Annotated in this window: 11 protein-coding genes and 1 tRNA gene; 3 read left to right on the forward strand and 9 right to left on the reverse strand. The window is 57.6% G+C overall.

Going from position 1 to position 17,150, the window contains the following annotated elements:
• Window positions 1–42 precede the first annotated feature (42 nt).
• Window positions 43–1,815, reverse strand: coding sequence for an acyl-CoA dehydrogenase C-terminal domain-containing protein (locus tag ACVBEG_RS03650; protein ID WP_323569353.1), 1,773 nt, complete (start codon window positions 1,813–1,815; stop codon window positions 43–45).
• A gap of 139 nt (window positions 1,816–1,954) precedes the next feature.
• Window positions 1,955–3,577 (reverse strand): acyl-CoA synthetase, encoded by a 1,623-nt coding sequence (locus ACVBEG_RS03655; protein WP_322177900.1) that lies wholly within the window; start codon window positions 3,575–3,577, stop codon window positions 1,955–1,957.
• A 313-nt stretch (window positions 3,578–3,890) separates the two neighbouring features.
• Between ACVBEG_RS03655 and ACVBEG_RS03660 the strand changes: the two genes are divergently transcribed.
• The gene (locus tag ACVBEG_RS03660) at window positions 3,891–5,948 is read left to right on the forward strand and encodes a methyl-accepting chemotaxis protein (RefSeq protein ID WP_447107401.1); all 2,058 of its coding nucleotides are present in this window, start codon (window positions 3,891–3,893) and stop codon (window positions 5,946–5,948) included.
• Between the two features lie 51 nt (window positions 5,949–5,999).
• Here the strand turns inward: ACVBEG_RS03660 and ACVBEG_RS03665 are convergent, their stop codons facing one another.
• Window positions 6,000–7,109 (reverse strand): molecular chaperone DnaJ, encoded by a 1,110-nt coding sequence (locus tag ACVBEG_RS03665; protein ID WP_322278367.1) that lies wholly within the window; start codon window positions 7,107–7,109, stop codon window positions 6,000–6,002.
• 214 nt (window positions 7,110–7,323) lie between these two features.
• Here ACVBEG_RS03665 and ACVBEG_RS03670 point away from each other — a divergent pair, with 214 nt between their 5' ends.
• Entirely contained in the window at window positions 7,324–10,002 is a 2,679-nt protein-coding gene (locus ACVBEG_RS03670) for a cation-translocating P-type ATPase (RefSeq protein ID WP_322278368.1), read from the forward strand.
• A 121-nt stretch (window positions 10,003–10,123) separates the two neighbouring features.
• Window positions 10,124–10,342: a YdcH family protein gene (locus ACVBEG_RS03675; RefSeq protein WP_322177904.1), complete on the forward strand. Its 219-nt coding sequence runs from the start codon at window positions 10,124–10,126 to the stop codon at window positions 10,340–10,342.
• Window positions 10,343–10,397: 55 nt separating this feature from the next.
• Here ACVBEG_RS03675 and ACVBEG_RS03680 read toward each other — a convergent pair whose 3' ends face one another.
• From ACVBEG_RS03680 to ACVBEG_RS03705, 6 genes are all read right to left on the reverse strand, one after another.
• Window positions 10,398–13,331 (reverse strand): bifunctional diguanylate cyclase/phosphodiesterase, encoded by a 2,934-nt coding sequence (locus ACVBEG_RS03680; RefSeq protein ID WP_322177905.1) that lies wholly within the window; start codon window positions 13,329–13,331, stop codon window positions 10,398–10,400.
• A 123-nt stretch (window positions 13,332–13,454) separates the two neighbouring features.
• Window positions 13,455–14,555: a redox-regulated ATPase YchF gene (ychF, locus tag ACVBEG_RS03685; protein WP_322177906.1), complete on the reverse strand. Its 1,101-nt coding sequence runs from the start codon at window positions 14,553–14,555 to the stop codon at window positions 13,455–13,457.
• A gap of 21 nt (window positions 14,556–14,576) precedes the next feature.
• On the reverse strand, window positions 14,577–15,161 hold the full coding sequence (pth, locus tag ACVBEG_RS03690; protein ID WP_322177907.1) for an aminoacyl-tRNA hydrolase: 585 nt from the start codon (window positions 15,159–15,161) through the stop codon (window positions 14,577–14,579).
• Between the two features lie 165 nt (window positions 15,162–15,326).
• Complete coding sequence (locus ACVBEG_RS03695) at window positions 15,327–15,923, reverse strand: 50S ribosomal protein L25/general stress protein Ctc (protein ID WP_322177908.1); 597 nt, start codon at window positions 15,921–15,923, stop codon at window positions 15,327–15,329.
• Window positions 15,924–16,060: 137 nt separating this feature from the next.
• Complete coding sequence (locus tag ACVBEG_RS03700; RefSeq protein ID WP_219063551.1) at window positions 16,061–17,002, reverse strand: ribose-phosphate pyrophosphokinase; 942 nt, start codon at window positions 17,000–17,002, stop codon at window positions 16,061–16,063.
• A 46-nt stretch (window positions 17,003–17,048) separates the two neighbouring features.
• Window positions 17,049–17,123, reverse strand: a tRNA-Gln gene (locus tag ACVBEG_RS03705).
• Window positions 17,124–17,150: the final 27 nt, after the last annotated feature.

Consider the following 17,150-nt stretch of genomic DNA (forward strand, 5'->3'; position numbering starts at 1 on the left):
CGCGGACACCTAACCAGGCTGGCGCCGCGTTACGCTAAATAGTTAGAACTGTTCGGCATCCAGGCCGTATAGCGAGGCGCTGCCTGCCCGAATGGACTGTTCAAGGCTCAAGGTGCGGGGCAGCAGGCGGCTGAAGTAGAACTGGGCAGTGGCGATTTTCGCGCCATAGAACGCTTCGTCTTCGCCGCGCGTGCTCTCGGCGACCTGAGCCATGCGCGCCCAGAGGTAGGCATACGCGACGTAACCGAACAGGTGCAGATACTCGACCGACGCTGCGCCGACTTCGTTGGGGTTGGTCTTTGCCTGTTCTTGCAGCCAGTCGCTGAGGTTTTCCAGACGCTCGACGGCGTCGAGCAATGGCACGGAATACTTGGCGTCGGGCTGGTCGGCGAACACACGAATTTCATGAGTGAACTGACGCAGGGCGACGCCGCCGTTGGCGACTACTTTGCGCCCGAGCAGGTCCAGTGCCTGAATGCCATTGGTGCCTTCGTAGATCTGCGCGATACGCACATCACGCACCAGTTGTTCCTGACCCCACTCGCGAATATAGCCGTGGCCGCCGAACACTTGCTGGCCCAGTACGCAACTGTCCAGACCGCTGTCGGTGAAGAACGCTTTGGCGACGGGAGTGAGCAGGGCGACCAGGTTTTGCGCGTCGCTCCGCTCCTGGGCGTCTTCGGAAAATTTAGCCAGGTCCAGTTGTTGTCCGACATAGCTGGCGAAGGCGCGGCCACCTTCGGTCATGGCTTTCATGCTGAGCAGCATGCGGCGTACGTCGGGGTGGACGATGATCGGGTCGGCTATTTTATCTTTTGCCACCGCCCCGCTCGGCGCACGGCTCTGAATGCGTTCTCGGGCATAAGCGACGGCGCTCTGGTAAGACGCCTCAGCACAACCGATGCCCTGGATGCCGATGGACAGGCGTTCGTAGTTCATCATGGTGAACATTGCCGCGAGCCCTTTGTTGGCCTCGCCGACCAGCCAGCCGCTGGCGCCGTCGAAGTTCATCACGCAGGTGGCCGAGGCCTTGATGCCCATCTTGTGCTCGATCGAACCACAACCGACCGCGTTGGGCTGGCCGAGCGAACCGTCGGCGTTGACCAGCACCTTGGGTACTACAAACAGCGAGATGCCTCTTGGCCCTGCTGGCGCGTCCGGTAACTTGGCCAGCACCAGGTGGATGATGTTTTCGGTCAGGTCCTGATCGCCGCCGGTGATGAAGATTTTGCTGCCGGTGATGTTAAAGCTGCCGTCGGTCTGAGGTTCGGCGCGGGTGCGGATGATGCCCAGGTCGGTGCCCGCATGGGCCTCGGTCAGGCACATCGAACCGGCCCAGCGGCCTTCATACATCGGAGGCAGGTACAGGTTTTTCAGATCTTCGCTGGCGTGGGCATCAATGGCCAGGCAAGCGCCCGAGCTCAGGGCCGAATACAAAGCGAAGCTGGAGTTGGCGCCATAGAGCATTTCTTCGAACTGTACGGCGAGCATCTTCGGCATGCCCATGCCGCCGAAGTCAGAATTACCGGAAAGGCCTACCCAGCCACCCTCGATGTAGGTGGCGTAGGCCTCTTTGAAACCGTTCGGCGTGCTGACCTGACCCTCGAGCCACTGCGCGCCTTCCTCGTCGCCGCTACGGTTGAGCGGGGCGATCAGTTGCCCGGTGACCTTTGCAGCTTCTTCGAGAATGGCATCCGCAGTGGCGGCGTCGACGATTTCGGCCAAGGCTGGCAGGCGTGCCCACAGGGCTGGAGCGTCGAACACTTCTTGCAGAACAAAGCGCATGTCGCGCAATGGGGCGTTGAATTCAGGCATAACGTGAACCTCGTTGGAACAGCGTATGGATTGCACGGCACGTTTGGATGGCCGTGCCACTTTGGCGTGCAAAGCCCCGAAGCGACAGGTCGGACCTGTCGCTTGGTAGGGGCCTTATCGAGGTTTAAAGGGCCGAGGGTTAAAGATTCTTGGCCATGTCCCGCAGAACGAACTTCTGGATCTTCCCGGTGGAGGTCTTCGGCAGTTGGGTGAACACCACGGTGCGCGGCACCTTGAACCCTGCCAGATGCTCGCGGCAAAAGCTGATAATGTCGGCTTCGCGAACGTTCTGGTGGTCGGCCTTGAGGGTGATGAACGCGCAAGGCGTTTCTCCCCACTTCTCATCGGGGCGTGCAACCACGGCCGCTTCCAGCACACCCGAGTGGCGGTAGAGCACGCTCTCAAGCTCGATGGTGGAGATGTTCTCGCCACCCGAGATGATGATGTCTTTGAGCCGGTCCTTGATCTCTACATAACCATCGGGATGACAGACCGCCAGGTCGCCGGTATGGAACCAGCCGCCTTCGAAAGCTTCTGCGGTGGCGGTCGGGTTCTTCAGATAGCCCTTCATCACCGTGTTGCCGCGCATGAAAATCTCGCCGATGGTCTGGCCGTCGCGTGGTGTAGGTTCCAGGGTTTTCGGGTCGGCCACCATCACGCCTTCCAACGTCGGGTAGCGCACACCCTGGCGGGATTTGACCTGGGCACGCTCATCGAGCGGCAGTTCATCCCACTCGGCATGCCAGGCACAAATCGTGACCGGGCCGTAGGTCTCGGTCAGGCCGTAGACGTGGGTAACCTTGATGCCCATCTCTTCCACTGCGCCGATCACTTTGGCCGGTGGCGCGGCGCCTGCGACCATGGCATTGATCGGGTGATCAATGGCAGCCTTCGCCGACTCAGGCATGTTGACCAGAGCGTTGAGCACGATCGGTGCACCACAGAAGTGGGTGACCTGATGCTCGCGGATCAGGGTCAGAATCTTCTGCGGGTCGACGCGGCGCAAAAACACATGCACGCCGGCCATCGCGGTGATGGTCCACGGGTAGCACCAGCCGTTGCAGTGAAACATCGGCAAGGTCCACAGATAAACCGGATGGTTACCCATGTTCCAGGTCATCTGATTGCCCAGTGCGTTCAGATAAGCGCCGCGATGGTGGTAGACCACGCCTTTCGGGTTACCGGTGGTGCCGGAGGTGTAGTTCAGCGAAATCGCCTGCCACTCGTCGTCCGGCCATTGCCAGGCGAACGCGGGATCGCCTTCGGCCAGCAGCGCTTCGTAATCGAGGTCGCTGACGGCCTGGCCTTCGCCATACTCCGGGTCATCGACGTCAATCACCAACGGCGGGTGGTCCAGCATGCTGATTGCTGCGTGGATCACGTCATGGAACTCACGGTCGGTGATCAGCACTTTGGCCTCGCCGTGCTGGAGCATGAAGGCAATCGCTTCGGCATCCAGGCGCACATTGAGCGGGTTGAGCACTGCGCCGATCATCGGTACGGCAAAGTGGGCCTCAAGCATGGCGGGGATGTTAGGCAACATCAGTGCGACGGTATCGTTCTTGCCAATGCCGCGACCCGCCAACGCTGAAGCCAGACGGCGGCAGCGCGCATAGGTTTGCGCCCAGGTACGGCGGATAGAGCCGTGGATCACGGCAGGGTAGTCAGGATAGACGCTGGCAGTGCGCTCAATGAAGCTGAGCGGCGACAAGGCAATATGATTGACAGCCTTAGGGGCTAGCCCTTGTTCAAAAATCGACATGTAAAGGTACTCGGTGGCTGATTGTTAGCTCTTTAGGTGTGACCTTTCAGCATAGACTGCTGGGATCAACTTATGTCCGGCGTGTTTTATATAACAACTCTAGATAAATATGGAAGTAATACCTTAACAGTATAGTAAATATACTATATGTGATTTGCGGGTTTAAAAATTGATCCCAAGAGCGTGCCAAGGCGGGCATCTGCGGTCCAGATATTGCTTCGATATCGACTCTGAAAATGGCGATCTGCCGGTTTTGTATAAGCACCCTTCATGACCACAAGTGATGACAGGGGGCCCAGATGAGAGGTTGGACATGCAGGCACTTTTGTCACCGGGTATTCGCCTGCTTGGGCGTTTTGGATTTGCCCGCAAGTTTCAGCTGCTTTTTTTGCTGTTCATGCTGCCGTTAGTCGGCAGTCTATGGATGATTGGTCTGGATTATCGCGACAAACTTGCCCTGATTGCGGGGGAAAGGGCGGGTGTTAGCCAGTTATTGGCGCTGGAAACGCTGGACGACCTGCTGACCGCTCAGCGTGACCGCACAGCCCGCTGGAAAGCCGCCGACATTCTTCATGACCCGACCCCTGCGGCACGCGACGCCATGGACGCGCTCGACGCAGCCAACCCCGGAATCGGACAGGCGCTAACGTTGATAGGTGCGGAATTGCACCGTGACGGCGCGACGTCAGAAACGCTGGACCGTTACCAGAAGCTACAAAGTGCGGCCACTGGACTGGATTCTGCGGCCCTGCGCACGGTTGGCTGGTGGCCGGACGGTTATGAGCGCTTCACGACCGCCTTGAGTGCGCTGCAAACCTTGCGCGAACAAATCGCTCAGGACAGTGGGTTGATCCTCGACCCTTGGTTGGAAACCTATCTGTTGATGCAGATGTCCACGAAGCAAGCGCCTGATCTGATCGAGCGTGTCGGACGTCTGGCCAGCGTGGGACAAACGTCGGTGGCGTCCGGTCAGTTCAGCCTGCAAAGCCGTTTGCAGATGCGTGATCTGCGCAGCCGACTCGGCGATGCCCGCGAGCAATTGAACAAAACCGGGGGCTCCCTAGAGGCCAGGCTCTCGCCCGATCTGCAGCCGTGGGCTGATCAATACCGTAAAAGCCAACAGCGTCTGGACGGCGAGTTCAAGGTGCTTGATAACGGTCTGTTCGGTGGCAGCATCAACCTTGATACCGGCAGTTTCGAACGTAGCGTCGATGCCTTGCTGGGTGATTTGATGGCGCTGCGTCACCAATCTCTGGTCTCGTTGGACGTGCGTCTGGCCTATTACCATGACCAGTCGGTTCGCCAATTTATCCCCGTGGCGACGATTTTTGGTTGCTTGCTGTTGGCGGCGCTTTACCTGTTTGTCTGTCTGCAGACGTCGATCCGACGCAGTGCCAGCGGCATTACAATGCTGGCGCAGTCGTTACGCGACGGTAATCTATGTGTACAGGTGCCGGTTGAAGGGCGTGATGAGCTGGCAGCGATCAGCACAGCACTCAATGCAGCCGTGGTGCAGTTACGCACAAGTCTGTTGAGCGTCGATCACGAAACGCTGCAGTTGAGTAGTGCGGTTCTGACCCTCAACACCCAGTCCAACCGCACCCTCGATGAGGTCGAGGAGCAGCAGCAACAGATCAGTCAGATCGCCACGGCGGCAACGCAACTGGCCGCCACCTCTCAAGGCGTTGCGAAAAGTTGCGAGCAGGCGTCGACAAGCGCCCAGCACACCCGCCATGTGGCCGAAGAAAGTAGCCGTGACAGTCAACGAACCACTGCCAGTATTCAGCAACTCAACCTGCGCTTGAGCGACACCGCCGCAGCGTTGGGGAGGGTCAGCGAGCAGGGTCAGCAGATCCAGTCGGTGGTGGACGCGATACGCGGCATTGCCGAGCAGACTAACTTGCTCGCGCTCAACGCCGCCATCGAGGCGGCGCGGGCGGGTGAGCAGGGTCGAGGGTTTGCCGTGGTTGCCGATGAAGTGCGTAGCCTGTCACAACGCACGCAGGCCTCTACTGCGCAGATCGCGGGAACAGTGGACAGCCTGCGCAGCACGGTAAGTCAGGCAGTCGACCTGATGGCCGCCGCGTGTGGGCAGGCTGAGACCGATGCGGCTTCGGTGACCGGGTTGGGCCTGCGACTGGGCGAAATCGCCGATGCCGTGCAGGGTGTGACCGATACCTTGGCGCAGATCGCCACCGCCGTAGAAGAGCAGGCTGCCACGGCTGACGAAGTGAGCGGCAATATCCAGCAGGTCGATCAGGCGGCAGGGCGCTTGCTGGACGGTGCGCGCGCAGTGAATCAGGCGGCCGACACGCTCAGCAAGGGCAGTCGAGCGCTGAGTGATAACACCGCACGCTTTCAATTAAGCTAGGGGTTTGAAGTAAGCCCAGGTCTGTTCATCAGCGGTCCTGGGTCAACGTCATCAACGAAAGACGTCATCCGGCATTCCGGCAGATAAATAGGCTTCCATATCGAGTACATGACGTTGCTCTTTCAGCCAGCTCTTCAGGGCTCTCGGGTCTTCCAGCGCTTCACGCTGCTCCTTTAATGTCTGAATTTCAGTGCGCAGTTCCCGAAGTTTTTTCGGGAATTTGCGTGCTACGTTGGCGGGTGTGATGTGATCGCTCGGTGGCAGATTGAACTGCCTCTTGAACGCCAGCGTCAGCTCGGACACTTCGTGCTGCAAGTCATCGAGTTGATTGATCAGGACTCGGTTGTAGTGCTTGAGTTGGCCTTCAGCAATCGTGTTGATATGGCTCTGGTCGATCTGTTCGATCTCAAGTTGCAACTGCAGCAGAGCAAGCAGGTTGTTGTCGGTATAGGCCTGGTTGACCCGCTGCATCATCACGGTCTTGCGCTCTCGTTCGACAGCGTCGGTTTCGCGATCAGGGTGCAGCGCACTCACCAGTTTGCGGTAAATCTCGCGCACTGATCGGCTGGCGTTGGCGTGCTCTTCTTCCTCACGGATCTGTTGTGCGGATTTCTTGCGTGGCTTGGCGTTGCGTGTTCGCTGTTCCGCTTCCTCTGCCTGTTTTTCAAAAATGTATTGAGTGATGTCCTCCAGCGAATCCAAGTCGACGTCATCGTCCATCTTGAACCCGAACGTCTCTTCGAACGACGTCTTGAAGTGCTCGGCCTCCTCAAGCCTGTCGACGTCGAAGTGACTGCCCGCGTGCTTGTTGTAAATCGCCTTCAATGTTTCGTCATGTTCTCCGCCCATCAGGGAGGTCACCAGACCGCAGATGATCTCTTGCAGGGTCTGCCGATCATTCTTGCTGAGTTTTACTCGATCGCTGGCGTCGTCAAGGAAGTGCAGCATCTCGCTATCAAGCTGGTCAAACTCATCGAGCAATGGCTTGAAATCGGCGTTCCAGCGTTGCTGACAGCGAGACGTCGTGTTTTGCCAGGCTTCCAGTAATTGGCGTTGCGTTTCGATCTTCTTGAGCAAGGCGTTGAATTTCTTTTGCCCGGCCGACAGGTGCGGCTTGCCTGCCTGTGCGGCGATGCTGAGTTTCGGCGCCTGGTGTGTCATGGGAATCCCGCTGAGTCTGAAAATAGGGGCATTTTAAGGGACGACGACAGTTTTGTAATTGACTGCGGAATGCGCGGGAGATCACGCGCATGTACAGCCTGAAGCTGAGGCTCCACGTCGTGGAAAATGTGCGCTCAGGTGCACTAGCGATCATTCATGTTGGCAGCGATGCAGCTACGCTCAAACGGTACGTTATGGGCCTTGGGCTATGAGCATGAAAATTCATCAGCTGTCGGTCGCTGACGCCTTGGCCAGCGTGCAAGCCACTGAGCAGGGGCTTTCCCCGGCGCAGGTGCAGCGCCGTCAGCGCGAGTTCGGTCTCAACCGGATGGCCCACGCTCGGCGCCGCAGCTGGTTGCGGGCGCTGCTGAAGGAGTTTGTGCATTTCTTCTCGATAGTGTTGTGGCTGGCGGCGCTGTTGGCGTTCATTGCCGAGTGGAAGTCTCCGGGGCAAGGCATGGCTCGCCTCGGTTATGCCCTCATCGCGGTCATTCTGGTCAGCGGTGTATTCTCATTCTGGCAGGAGTATCGGATCGGGAAAGCGCTGTCTGCCTTACGCCGATTGCTGCCGCAGCAGGCTCAGGTACTGCGCGATGGCTCGGTGCTGCGGGTCGCGACCGAGGCGCTGGTGCCCGGTGATATCGTACTGTTCGCCGAGGGTGACCGGGTACCGGCAGATTGCCGGGTGATCGAGGCGTTCTCGCTGCAGGTCAATAACGCTCCCCTGACCGGCGAGTCGACGGCCGAAGCCCGCGATGCCCAACCCAGTGCTGCCGAGGACTGGCTATACGCGGGCAATATCGTGCTGACGGGCACTGCGATCATGTCGGGCAAGGGGCGCGGCGTGGTCTTTGCCACGGGCATGCACACCGAGTTCGGGCGCATCGCCCATCTGACCCAGGCCAGCGGTGCAGAAATCTCGCCACTGCGACGCGAGGTTGCCCTCCTGAGCCGCAGTATTCTGATACTGGCGCTTGGGATCGGTGTGGTCTTTTTCTGCCTCGGAATGGTGCTGGGTATGCCCTTCTGGAGTGATTTCATTTTCACCATCGGCCTCATCGTCGCAATGGTGCCGGAAGGTTTGTTGCCGACGCTGACGTTGTCGCTGGTTCTGGCCACCCAGCGTATGGCGCGCCGGCAGGTACTGATCCGTCATCTTCCGTCCGTTGAAGCATTGGGCTCGACGACGGTGATCTGCACCGATAAGACCGGCACCCTTACGCAAAATCGGATGACAGTGACCGCGCTTTGGCTGGATGGCAGTCTGTACGGCGACTTGGAGCACGGTTTGCCCGTCGGCATTGCGCAGGCCAATGCGCCGTTTTTTCAGGTGGCCGGGTTGTGCCACGATCTGCAGCAAACCGGTCCTTGTGAATCATTGACCTACCTGGGCGACCCTATGGAGCAGGCCATGCTCCAGTTGGTAAATCGTATCGCGCCTCAGACGTGTCCGATAGCGCGCTTGCAAGAGCTGCCGTTCAATGCGGAGCGCATGCGTATGTCGGTGGTGTACGCGATGGCAGACGGGCCTCGGCTGTTGTGCAAGGGCGCACTGGAAAAGGTGTTGCCGCTGTGCACCGGACAATGGCGCGATGGTGCGATCACGCCGCTCACTGACGAATGTCGCGCCCGTATCCTGGCGGCGCAGACGTCCATGGCCGACCGTGGCTTGCGGGTCCTGGCGCTGGCGTGGCGCGACGTGGAAGCGGGGCAGATGCCTGTCGAGCAGACGTTGGTCCTCGCGGGGTTGGTCGGACTGCAGGATCCGCCCCGACCAGAGGTGCCGGGGGCGATTGGCGCCTGCCAGGCTGCGGGCATCAAAGTGATCATGGTCACGGGAGATAACCCGCACACGGCGCTGGCGATTGCGCGCGAGATAGGCTTGGTACGCTCGGATGCGCCGCAGGTGCTCACCGGCGCACAGCTTTTGCAGTTGTCCGATGCGCAGTTGCAACTGGCGCTGGACGCGGCCGAAATCATTTGTGCCCGCATCGCGCCAGAGCAGAAGCTGCGGATCGTCGAGACGCTCAAGCGCAAAGGCGAGATCGTTGCAGTGACCGGTGACGGGGTGAACGACGCACCCGCCCTAAAGAGCGCCCATGTCGGTATTGCGATGGGGCTGTCGGGCACCGATGTAGCCCGCGAGGTGGCCGACATGGTGCTGCTGGACGACAATTTCGCCAGCATCGTCAATGCCGTCGAAGAGGGGCGTGCGGTGTTCGACAACATCCGCAAATTTCTCACCTACATCCTGGCGCACAACATGGCGGAGCTGATTCCCTATCTCGGCTTTGTGCTGGTCAAGCTGCCCCTGGCAATCACGCCCTTGCAGATGCTGGCCATCGACATGGGCACCGACACCCTGACCGCGCTCGGCCTCGGGGTGGAGCGGCCAGACCCGCAGATCATGCAGCGCCCCCCGCGTCCCCCGGGGGAGCGCTTGTTCAACCTGGGCGTTGCCCTGCGTGGTTATGTGGCGTTGGGCTTGTTTGAAGCGCTGGCAACCGTGTCGACGTTCATCTTTGTCCTGCAACGTGGTGGCTGGACGTTCGGCGACACAGTGGCTTTTTCCGATCCGCTTTATCACCAGGCAACCACCGGCAGCCTGGCGGCCATTGTGGTACTTCAGGTGGTCAACGTCTTTCTCTGTCGAAGTACGACCCGCTCGGTCTTCGACACGGGGGTGCGCGGCAATCCCCTGATTCTTTGGGGTGTGGCGCTGGAAATCGTCTTGATCCTGCTTTTTACTTACACCCGTTGGGGCAACGCGCTCTTGGGTACCGCGCCACTGCCGTTCGAAGTGTGGCTGTTCCTGTTGCCGTTTGCCCTGCTGTTGATTGGGCTGGAGGAGGCGCGTAAAGCGTTTGTCAGGCGCCGATGCCCCAGTCCATGAACCGGCGTCACTTCAATCGGAGGCATTTTCTGGGTATCTGCGGTTGGCATGATCCTGATCATGGAACCCAAACGGATGGCTTTGGATAATTGCCCGAACACCACTTCAATTAGGAGCTTCTATGTTTCCCGAATACCGTGATCTGATTACTCGCCTGAAAGCTGAAGATAAGCACTTTTCCCGTCTTTTCGATGAGCATAATGAGCTCGATCAGCGCATCAAGAACATCGAAGCCCGCATTGAGTCGGGTACCGAGCTTGAAATTGAAAATCTGAAAAAAGAAAAGTTGACCTTGAAAGACCAGCTTTACGTGATTCTCAAGAACGCTGAGACCGTATAGTTTTCGAGTCAGGGATGTTTATAAGATTCAAGGTTACCTGGTGTGTCTGGATTGCTCAGGTCCGCGTGGGCAGTCCCTTTTCGAGGAGTCTGGCGAATTGATCTGCCGGAACCGGACGGCTAAACAAATACCCTTGAACCTCATCGCATCCTGATTCGTTGAGGAACGCCAATTGGGCATCGACCTCCACACCCTCAGCGATCACCGTGAGCTGCAGGGTGTGCCCAAGCTGGATGATGGCTTTGACGATTGAGGCGCCATCGGGATCGGTCAACATGTCCTGCACAAACGATTGATCAATCTTGAGCTTGTCGACCGCCAGCTGTTTAAGATACGAAAGGCTGGAATAGCCGGTTCCGAAATCGTCGATGGACAGGTTCACACCCATGGCCTTCAAGCCGTGCAGGGTTTCTATCGTGGCATCCACGTCCTGCAGCAGAATGGATTCGGTCAGTTCCAGTTCCAGCCGGTCCGGTCGCAACCCAGACGTGGCAAGCGCAGCAGACACCACTTCCAGAACGTTCCCGCGCTTGAACTGCAAGCCCGAGAGATTGACGGCTATTACCGGTGCCGGTGAATATTGACTCTGCCAGACCTTGGCTTGACGACAGGCTTCGTTGAGCACCCATTCGCCTATCGGAACGATATGGCCACTGCGCTCAGCCAGAGGAATGAACTTGCCCGGAGGCACAAGCCCGTCGATCGGATGCTGCCAGCGGATCAGGGCTTCCGCGCCGATGATCCGACCACTGCGAATGTCTATCTGAGGCTGATAATGGAGCACGAATTCGCGATTTCGCAGAGCATTGCTTAATCCCCCGGTGAGTCGAACTTGCTCAATCAGACCGATATTCATTTCACGCGTGAAGAAACGATAGGTATTGCGCCCCGCCTCCTGGGCACTATTGACTGCCGTGTGGGCGTTATTGAATAGGGTGTCGAGGTCCTCTCCATCATTCGGGAACAAGCCAATGCCGATGGAGAAAGAAATACTTAGTTTATGGCTGCCGATTTCCAGGGGGTCAACAAAGACCTCCTGGATGGCATTCGCGAAGCCAATAATTTCCGCAACGTGGTAATTTCCCGTGAGCAAGACAACAAACTCGTCACCGTTAATTCGACTGATCGTTGCGGTCATTGGGATGCACTGCCACAGCCGTTCAACGACCATGACCAGTACCTGGTCGCCGACAGCGTATCCCAAGCTGTTATTGATCCGCTGAAAATGATCCAGATTGAGGTAAAGCACAGTAAGCGTGGTGTTTTCGCTCTTGCTGGTGAGTACTGCGTGCTCAAAGCGGTCGCGCAGCAGCAGACGATTGGGCAGGTGGGTCAGTGGGTCGTAATGCGCCAGGAACGCCAGCGTTTCTTTGGCGGCGGCATGCTCCGCACGGGTACGCAACGCCATGATGCCGTAAGCCAGTTCGTTGGCCAGCTCCTGCAGAAGCTTCAGCTCGTCTGGGTCGAAGGCGTGCGCTTCGCTTGCGTAAATGGTTAACGCGCCCAGCACTTTGGCGTCGCAAATGAGTGGCAGGGCCACACTGGATTGGTACCCATGCTGGATCGCCGCCTCGCGCCACGGCGCCATTCGCGGGCTGTTCTGGATATCCTGGCTGATATTCGGCTGACCGGTGCGGATGGCCATACCGGTCGGACCCTGACCGTTCTCGGTATCCGCCCAAGAGATATTGATCCCGTCGAGATACCCGTTGTCATAACCGGATTGCGTTATGGGTCGCACCATTTTGGCTTCATCCTGCTCCGCATAGCCAACCCAGGCCATCAGGTAATTGTCCCTGTCGACACACAAACGGCATATTTCAGCCAGCAGGGTGTACTCATCTTCAGCGTGCACCAGCGCTGTATTGCAGCGACTGAGCAGCCGCAAGTCGCGATTGAGCTTCCTGAGTACCGTTTCGCTTTGCTGCAAGGCTGATGTCATGTCTTTGGCAATGACCAACGCTCGTACTCGGCCTGTCACCAGCAGCCAGCCGACCAGGGCCAATAGCACGCTGGCAACGGTACCGGAAACTGCAATGATGTCGGCTTTGTCACTTTTCAGTCGGGCGTCAAAGGGTGCCAGTGAACTGACCGCTACCGTCCACTGATGGCCAAAAAGAGGAACAAGCCGGGTGGTGTGAAACTCGGGAGCCGAGCTGTCGCTACGGCTGTTCGAGCTGAAGATCAATGCGCTCTGTCCGACCGAATCACCGTCGTAGAGGTCTAGACTCAGTGTGGTGCCGGCTTCCCCAAAGCGTTTTCCCGGAATGCCGTCCATCAAGTCATTCATGCGGAAGGGGGCATAGACCCAACCGATCAGGTTTGCGCGGCGTTCATCGACTGTCTGATGGGGTGCTTGCAGACGATAGACCGGGTGGTACATCAGGAATCCTGCCTGAACGTCCTGATCGGTTTCCTGCAGCAGCCGAACCTTGCCCGAGATAGAGGTAATTTCCTCATCCCTCGATTGATCCAGTGCCGCGCGACGAACAGGTTCGGAATACATGTCGTAGCCAATCGCGCGCTGATTACGCCAGTTGAAAGGCTCGAGGTAGATGACCGGCGTGTAGAGGTCTCGGTTACCGCTGGGATTGATGGTGTAATCAACCCGGCCCTCGGTACGTACATCGGCGATGTGCCTGGATTTGTCCTCCGGCAACACCCGTGGAGCAAAACCTAATCCCTGGATGCCTGGGTATTTGCCTTCGAGTTTAAGAGCATCAACGTATCTAGCGAACTCGCTGCGCGTGACAACGAGCGACGTTGCGAACAGGCCCGACAGGCCTTCCATTAGTTGCTCGTAACGTTGTAAGCGCCTATTGGTGTTCTCGATGATTTCGTTGGTACGGTAGTCGAACTCATCGTGGAGCGCCTGTCGGGCAGACTCGCGAGGAATGTCCTGAAGTGCATAGGTCAGCGCTAGACCCAGGCAGAGGAAGACCCAGGGTATGAACCGAAGACGATTGGAAAGGACTTCATAGTTAGGCATTGGCTAGATTCCCTAGATGTCCTATGACGACTCTAGATGCAAAAAACCCCCTGTTTCAGGGGGTTTCAGGTTTTCATTGGGTTTCAGACAGTTTCTGCAGCCCAATGAAATAGCGGTAGCGACTTATACGTTGAAGCGGAAGTGCATCACGTCACCGTCTTTGACGATGTAATCCTTGCCTTCCAGGCGCCATTTGCCCGCTTCTTTAGCACCGGCTTCGCCTTTGTACTGGATGAAGTCTGCGTAGGCGATGACTTCGGCGCGGATGAAGCCTTTTTCGAAGTCGGTGTGGATCACTGCTGCGGCTTGCGGTGCGGTGGCACCCACGCGGACAGTCCAGGCGCGAACTTCTTTTACGCCTGCGGTGAAGTAGGTTTGCAGGTTAAGCATTTCGTAGCCCGCGCGGATCACGCGGTTCAGGCCAGGTTCTTCAAGGCCCAGAGCCTCAAGGAACATGTCCTTCTCTTCGCCATCGTCGAGCTCGGCGATTTCTGCTTCGATCTTGTTGCACACTGGAACTACGATTGCGCCTTCTTCTTCGGCGATGGCACGGACCACGTCCAGAAGCGGGTTGTTCTCGAAGCCGTCTTCCGCAACGTTGGCGATGTACATGACTGGCTTGATGGTCAACAGGTGGAAGCCACGAGCCAGTTGTTTGTCATCGGCATTCATGTTCTTCACCAGGCTGCGCGCGGGCTTGCCTTCGGAGAAGTGGGCGATGAGTTGTTCCAGAATGGCTTTTTGCGCAACAGCTTCCTTGTCGCCGCCTTTGGCATTGCGCGTCACTTTTTGCAGCTGTTTTTCACAGCTGTCGAGGTCGGCGAAGATCAATTCCAGGTCAATGATTTCGATGTCGCGTTTCGGGTCGACACTGTTGGAGACGTGAATCACGTTCTCGTCTTCGAAGCAGCGGACCACGTGGGCGATGGCATCGGTCTCGCGGATGTTGGCGAGGAATTTATTGCCCAGGCCTTCACCTTTCGAGGCGCCAGCAACCAGGCCGGCGATGTCGACGAATTCCATGGTGGTCGGCAGTACACGTTCCGGGAGAACGATGGCCGCCAAAGCGTCCAGGCGTGCGTCCGGCATCGGCACGATACCGGTGTTCGGCTCGATGGTGCAGAAGGGGAAGTTCTCAGCCGCGATGCCGGATTTGGTCAGGGCGTTGAACAGGGTGGACTTGCCGACGTTGGGTAGGCCGACGATGCCGCAATTGAATCCCATGATATTTCCCCTTGGAGTTAGTCAGGCCTTCTGGCTGTGCAGGTTTTTCATCGCGCGGTTCCATTCACCGGCGAAGATATCCGGCAGCACGCCGAGGGCAAAATCGATACTGGCGTCCAGTTTTTCCTGTTCAGCGCGTGGCGCTCGACCCAGAACAAAATTGGAGACCTTGCTGGCATCACCTGGGTGGCCAATGCCAAGCCGCAGGCGGTGAAACGTATTCTGATTGCCGAGCTGCGCGATGATGTCGCGCAGTCCGTTATGACCGCCATGGCCGCCGCCTTGCTTTAGCTTGGCAACGCCGGGAGGCAGGTCAAGTTCATCATGTGCCACCAGTATGGCGTCTACCGGAATGCGATAGAAGCCAGCGAGCGCCGCCACGGCTTGGCCGCTGCGGTTCATGTACGTGGTGGGGATCAGTAGACGAACATCCTGACCCTGGTGAGTGAATCGCCCGGTCAGGCCAAAAAATTTTCGCTCGACGGCAAGATTGACGCCTTGCGCCGCAGCAATACGCTCAACAAAAAGAGCCCCTGCGTTATGCCGGGTCTGTTCGTATTCGGCGCCTGGATTTCCCAGGCCAACGATCAGTTGTATGGCAGTCACGACAGGGGCTCTTCCTTGGAGTTGTGGATAACATCGCTAGGCGTAGCGACAGAAGTGGGCGAAATATGCTCATTTACCATGATGTAAACTCCGCGATCTCGCCCGCTTTGCCTGACTATCGCTCGCGACGCTTTCTGAGCAACTCCGACGTTACCAAGCAATGAATTACTCGGCAGCGGTTTCTGCTTCAGGTGCTACACGTGGTGCGTGAACGTTGGCAACAGCCAGGTCGTTACCGTGTACCAGTGTTACGAACTCAACGCCTTTAGGTGCTTTGAGGTCGGACAGGTGAATGATGTCACCCACTTCAGCAGCGTTCAGATCGACTTCGATGAACTCAGGCAGATCTTTCGGCAGGCAAGTTACTTCGACCTGGGAAATAACGTGCGAAATTTCGCCGCCTTTCTTGATCGGTGCTTCTTCGTTGATGAAGTGCACAGGTACGTGAGCGATCAGTTTCTGACCAGCGATAACGCGTACGAAGTCAGCATGCATCACGTGGCCCTTGGCCGGGTGACGTTGCAGTGCTTTGATCACGACGTTCTGCTTGGTGCCACCAATGTTCAGTTCGATAACGTGGCTGAAAGCAGCGTCGTTTTCCAACAGTTTGGCAACTTCTTTAGCCAGCATGCTGATCGATTCAGGGGCTTTTTCGCCACCGTAAACGACAGCTGGAACCAGGCTTGCGAGACGACGCAGGCGGCGGCTCGCACCTTTCCCCAGGTCGGAACGCACTTCAGCATTCAAAGTAAAGTTATTCATGTTGTTTCTCCAAAATAACCACATTCGCCCAGCGGTTGCGACCGGCGCTCAGACGATATGGGCAAAAAAGCCCCGCCCCAACAGTAGGTTGGGGCGGGGCGCTTTTCGACAGCGTAATGCAACCGTGGGCAGAGCCCTTAGCGGAACATCGCGCTGATCGATTCTTCGTTGCTGATGCGGCGGACCGCCTCAGCAACTACCGGTGCAATATCCAGTTGGCGGATACGTGAACAGGATTGTGCGGCAGCGGACAACGGGATGGTGTTGGTCACCACCAGTTCGTCCAGCATGGAATTTTCAATGTTTTCGATAGCCCGACCCGACAGCACAGGGTGTGTGCAGTAGGCAAAGACCTTGGCAGCGCCATGCTCTTTCAGGGCCTTCGCCGCGTGACACAGAGTGCCGGCGGTATCGACCATGTCGTCGACCAGAATACAGGTACGCCCTTCGACATCACCGATGATATGCATCACTTCAGAGTGATTGGCTTTCTCACGGCGTTTATCGATGATCCCGAGATCGACGCCCAAGGATTTGGCAACAGCCCGTGCACGCACGACGCCACCGATATCCGGGGAAACAATCATCAGGTTTTCGAAGCGTTGATCTTCGATGTCATCCACCAAAACGGGGGAGCCGTAGATGTTATCTACCGGAATATCGAAGAATCCCTGAATTTGGTCCGCATGCAAATCAACCGTAAGAACACGATCGATCCCCACCACGGTCAGCATGTCAGCGACAACTTTCGCGCTGATAGCTACACGTGCGGAACGCGGACGGCGATCCTGGCGGGCATAACCAAAGTATGGAATCACCGCAGTGATTCGAGACGCTGAGGAGCGGCGGAAGGCATCTGCCATCACAACCAGTTCCATCAGGTTATCGTTGGTTGGTGCACAGGTTGGCTGGATAATGAAGACGTCTTTACCGCGGACGTTTTCATTGATCTCGGCACTGATTTCACCATCGGAAAATTTGCCGACGGAGATATCACCTAGAGGGATATGCAGCTGGCGTACTACACGCCTAGCTAGATCGGGGTTAGCGTTCCCCGTAAAGACCATCATCTTGGACACGCGCACTACCTGCCGGCTGAGGGTATACCTGGATGAGTATAGAAAATGGCAGGGGCGGCTGGATTCGAACCAACGCATGGCAGGATCAAAACCTGCTGCCTTACCGCTTGGCGACGCCCCTGTAATGTTTCACCTTGAGTGCCCAGCA

This window comes from Pseudomonas sp. GG8, assembly GCF_052976945.1.

Bases quoted from the DNA above. Each gene is read 5' to 3' on its own strand.
- ACVBEG_RS03650 (WP_323569353.1), bottom strand. From the start codon at position 1,815: ATGCCTGAATTCAACGCCCCATTGCGCGACATGCGCTTTGTTCTGCAA.
- ACVBEG_RS03655 (WP_322177900.1), bottom strand. From the start codon at position 3,577: ATGTCGATTTTTGAACAAGGGCTAGCCCCTAAGGCTGTCAATCATATT.
- ACVBEG_RS03660 (WP_447107401.1), top strand. From the start codon at position 3,891: ATGCAGGCACTTTTGTCACCGGGTATTCGCCTGCTTGGGCGTTTTGGA.
- ACVBEG_RS03665 (WP_322278367.1), bottom strand. From the start codon at position 7,109: ATGACACACCAGGCGCCGAAACTCAGCATCGCCGCACAGGCAGGCAAG.
- ACVBEG_RS03670 (WP_322278368.1), top strand. From the start codon at position 7,324: ATGAAAATTCATCAGCTGTCGGTCGCTGACGCCTTGGCCAGCGTGCAA.
- ACVBEG_RS03675 (WP_322177904.1), top strand. From the start codon at position 10,124: ATGTTTCCCGAATACCGTGATCTGATTACTCGCCTGAAAGCTGAAGAT.
- ACVBEG_RS03680 (WP_322177905.1), bottom strand. From the start codon at position 13,331: ATGCCTAACTATGAAGTCCTTTCCAATCGTCTTCGGTTCATACCCTGG.
- ychF (WP_322177906.1), bottom strand. From the start codon at position 14,555: ATGGGATTCAATTGCGGCATCGTCGGCCTACCCAACGTCGGCAAGTCC.
- ACVBEG_RS03695 (WP_322177908.1), bottom strand. From the start codon at position 15,923: ATGAATAACTTTACTTTGAATGCTGAAGTGCGTTCCGACCTGGGGAAA.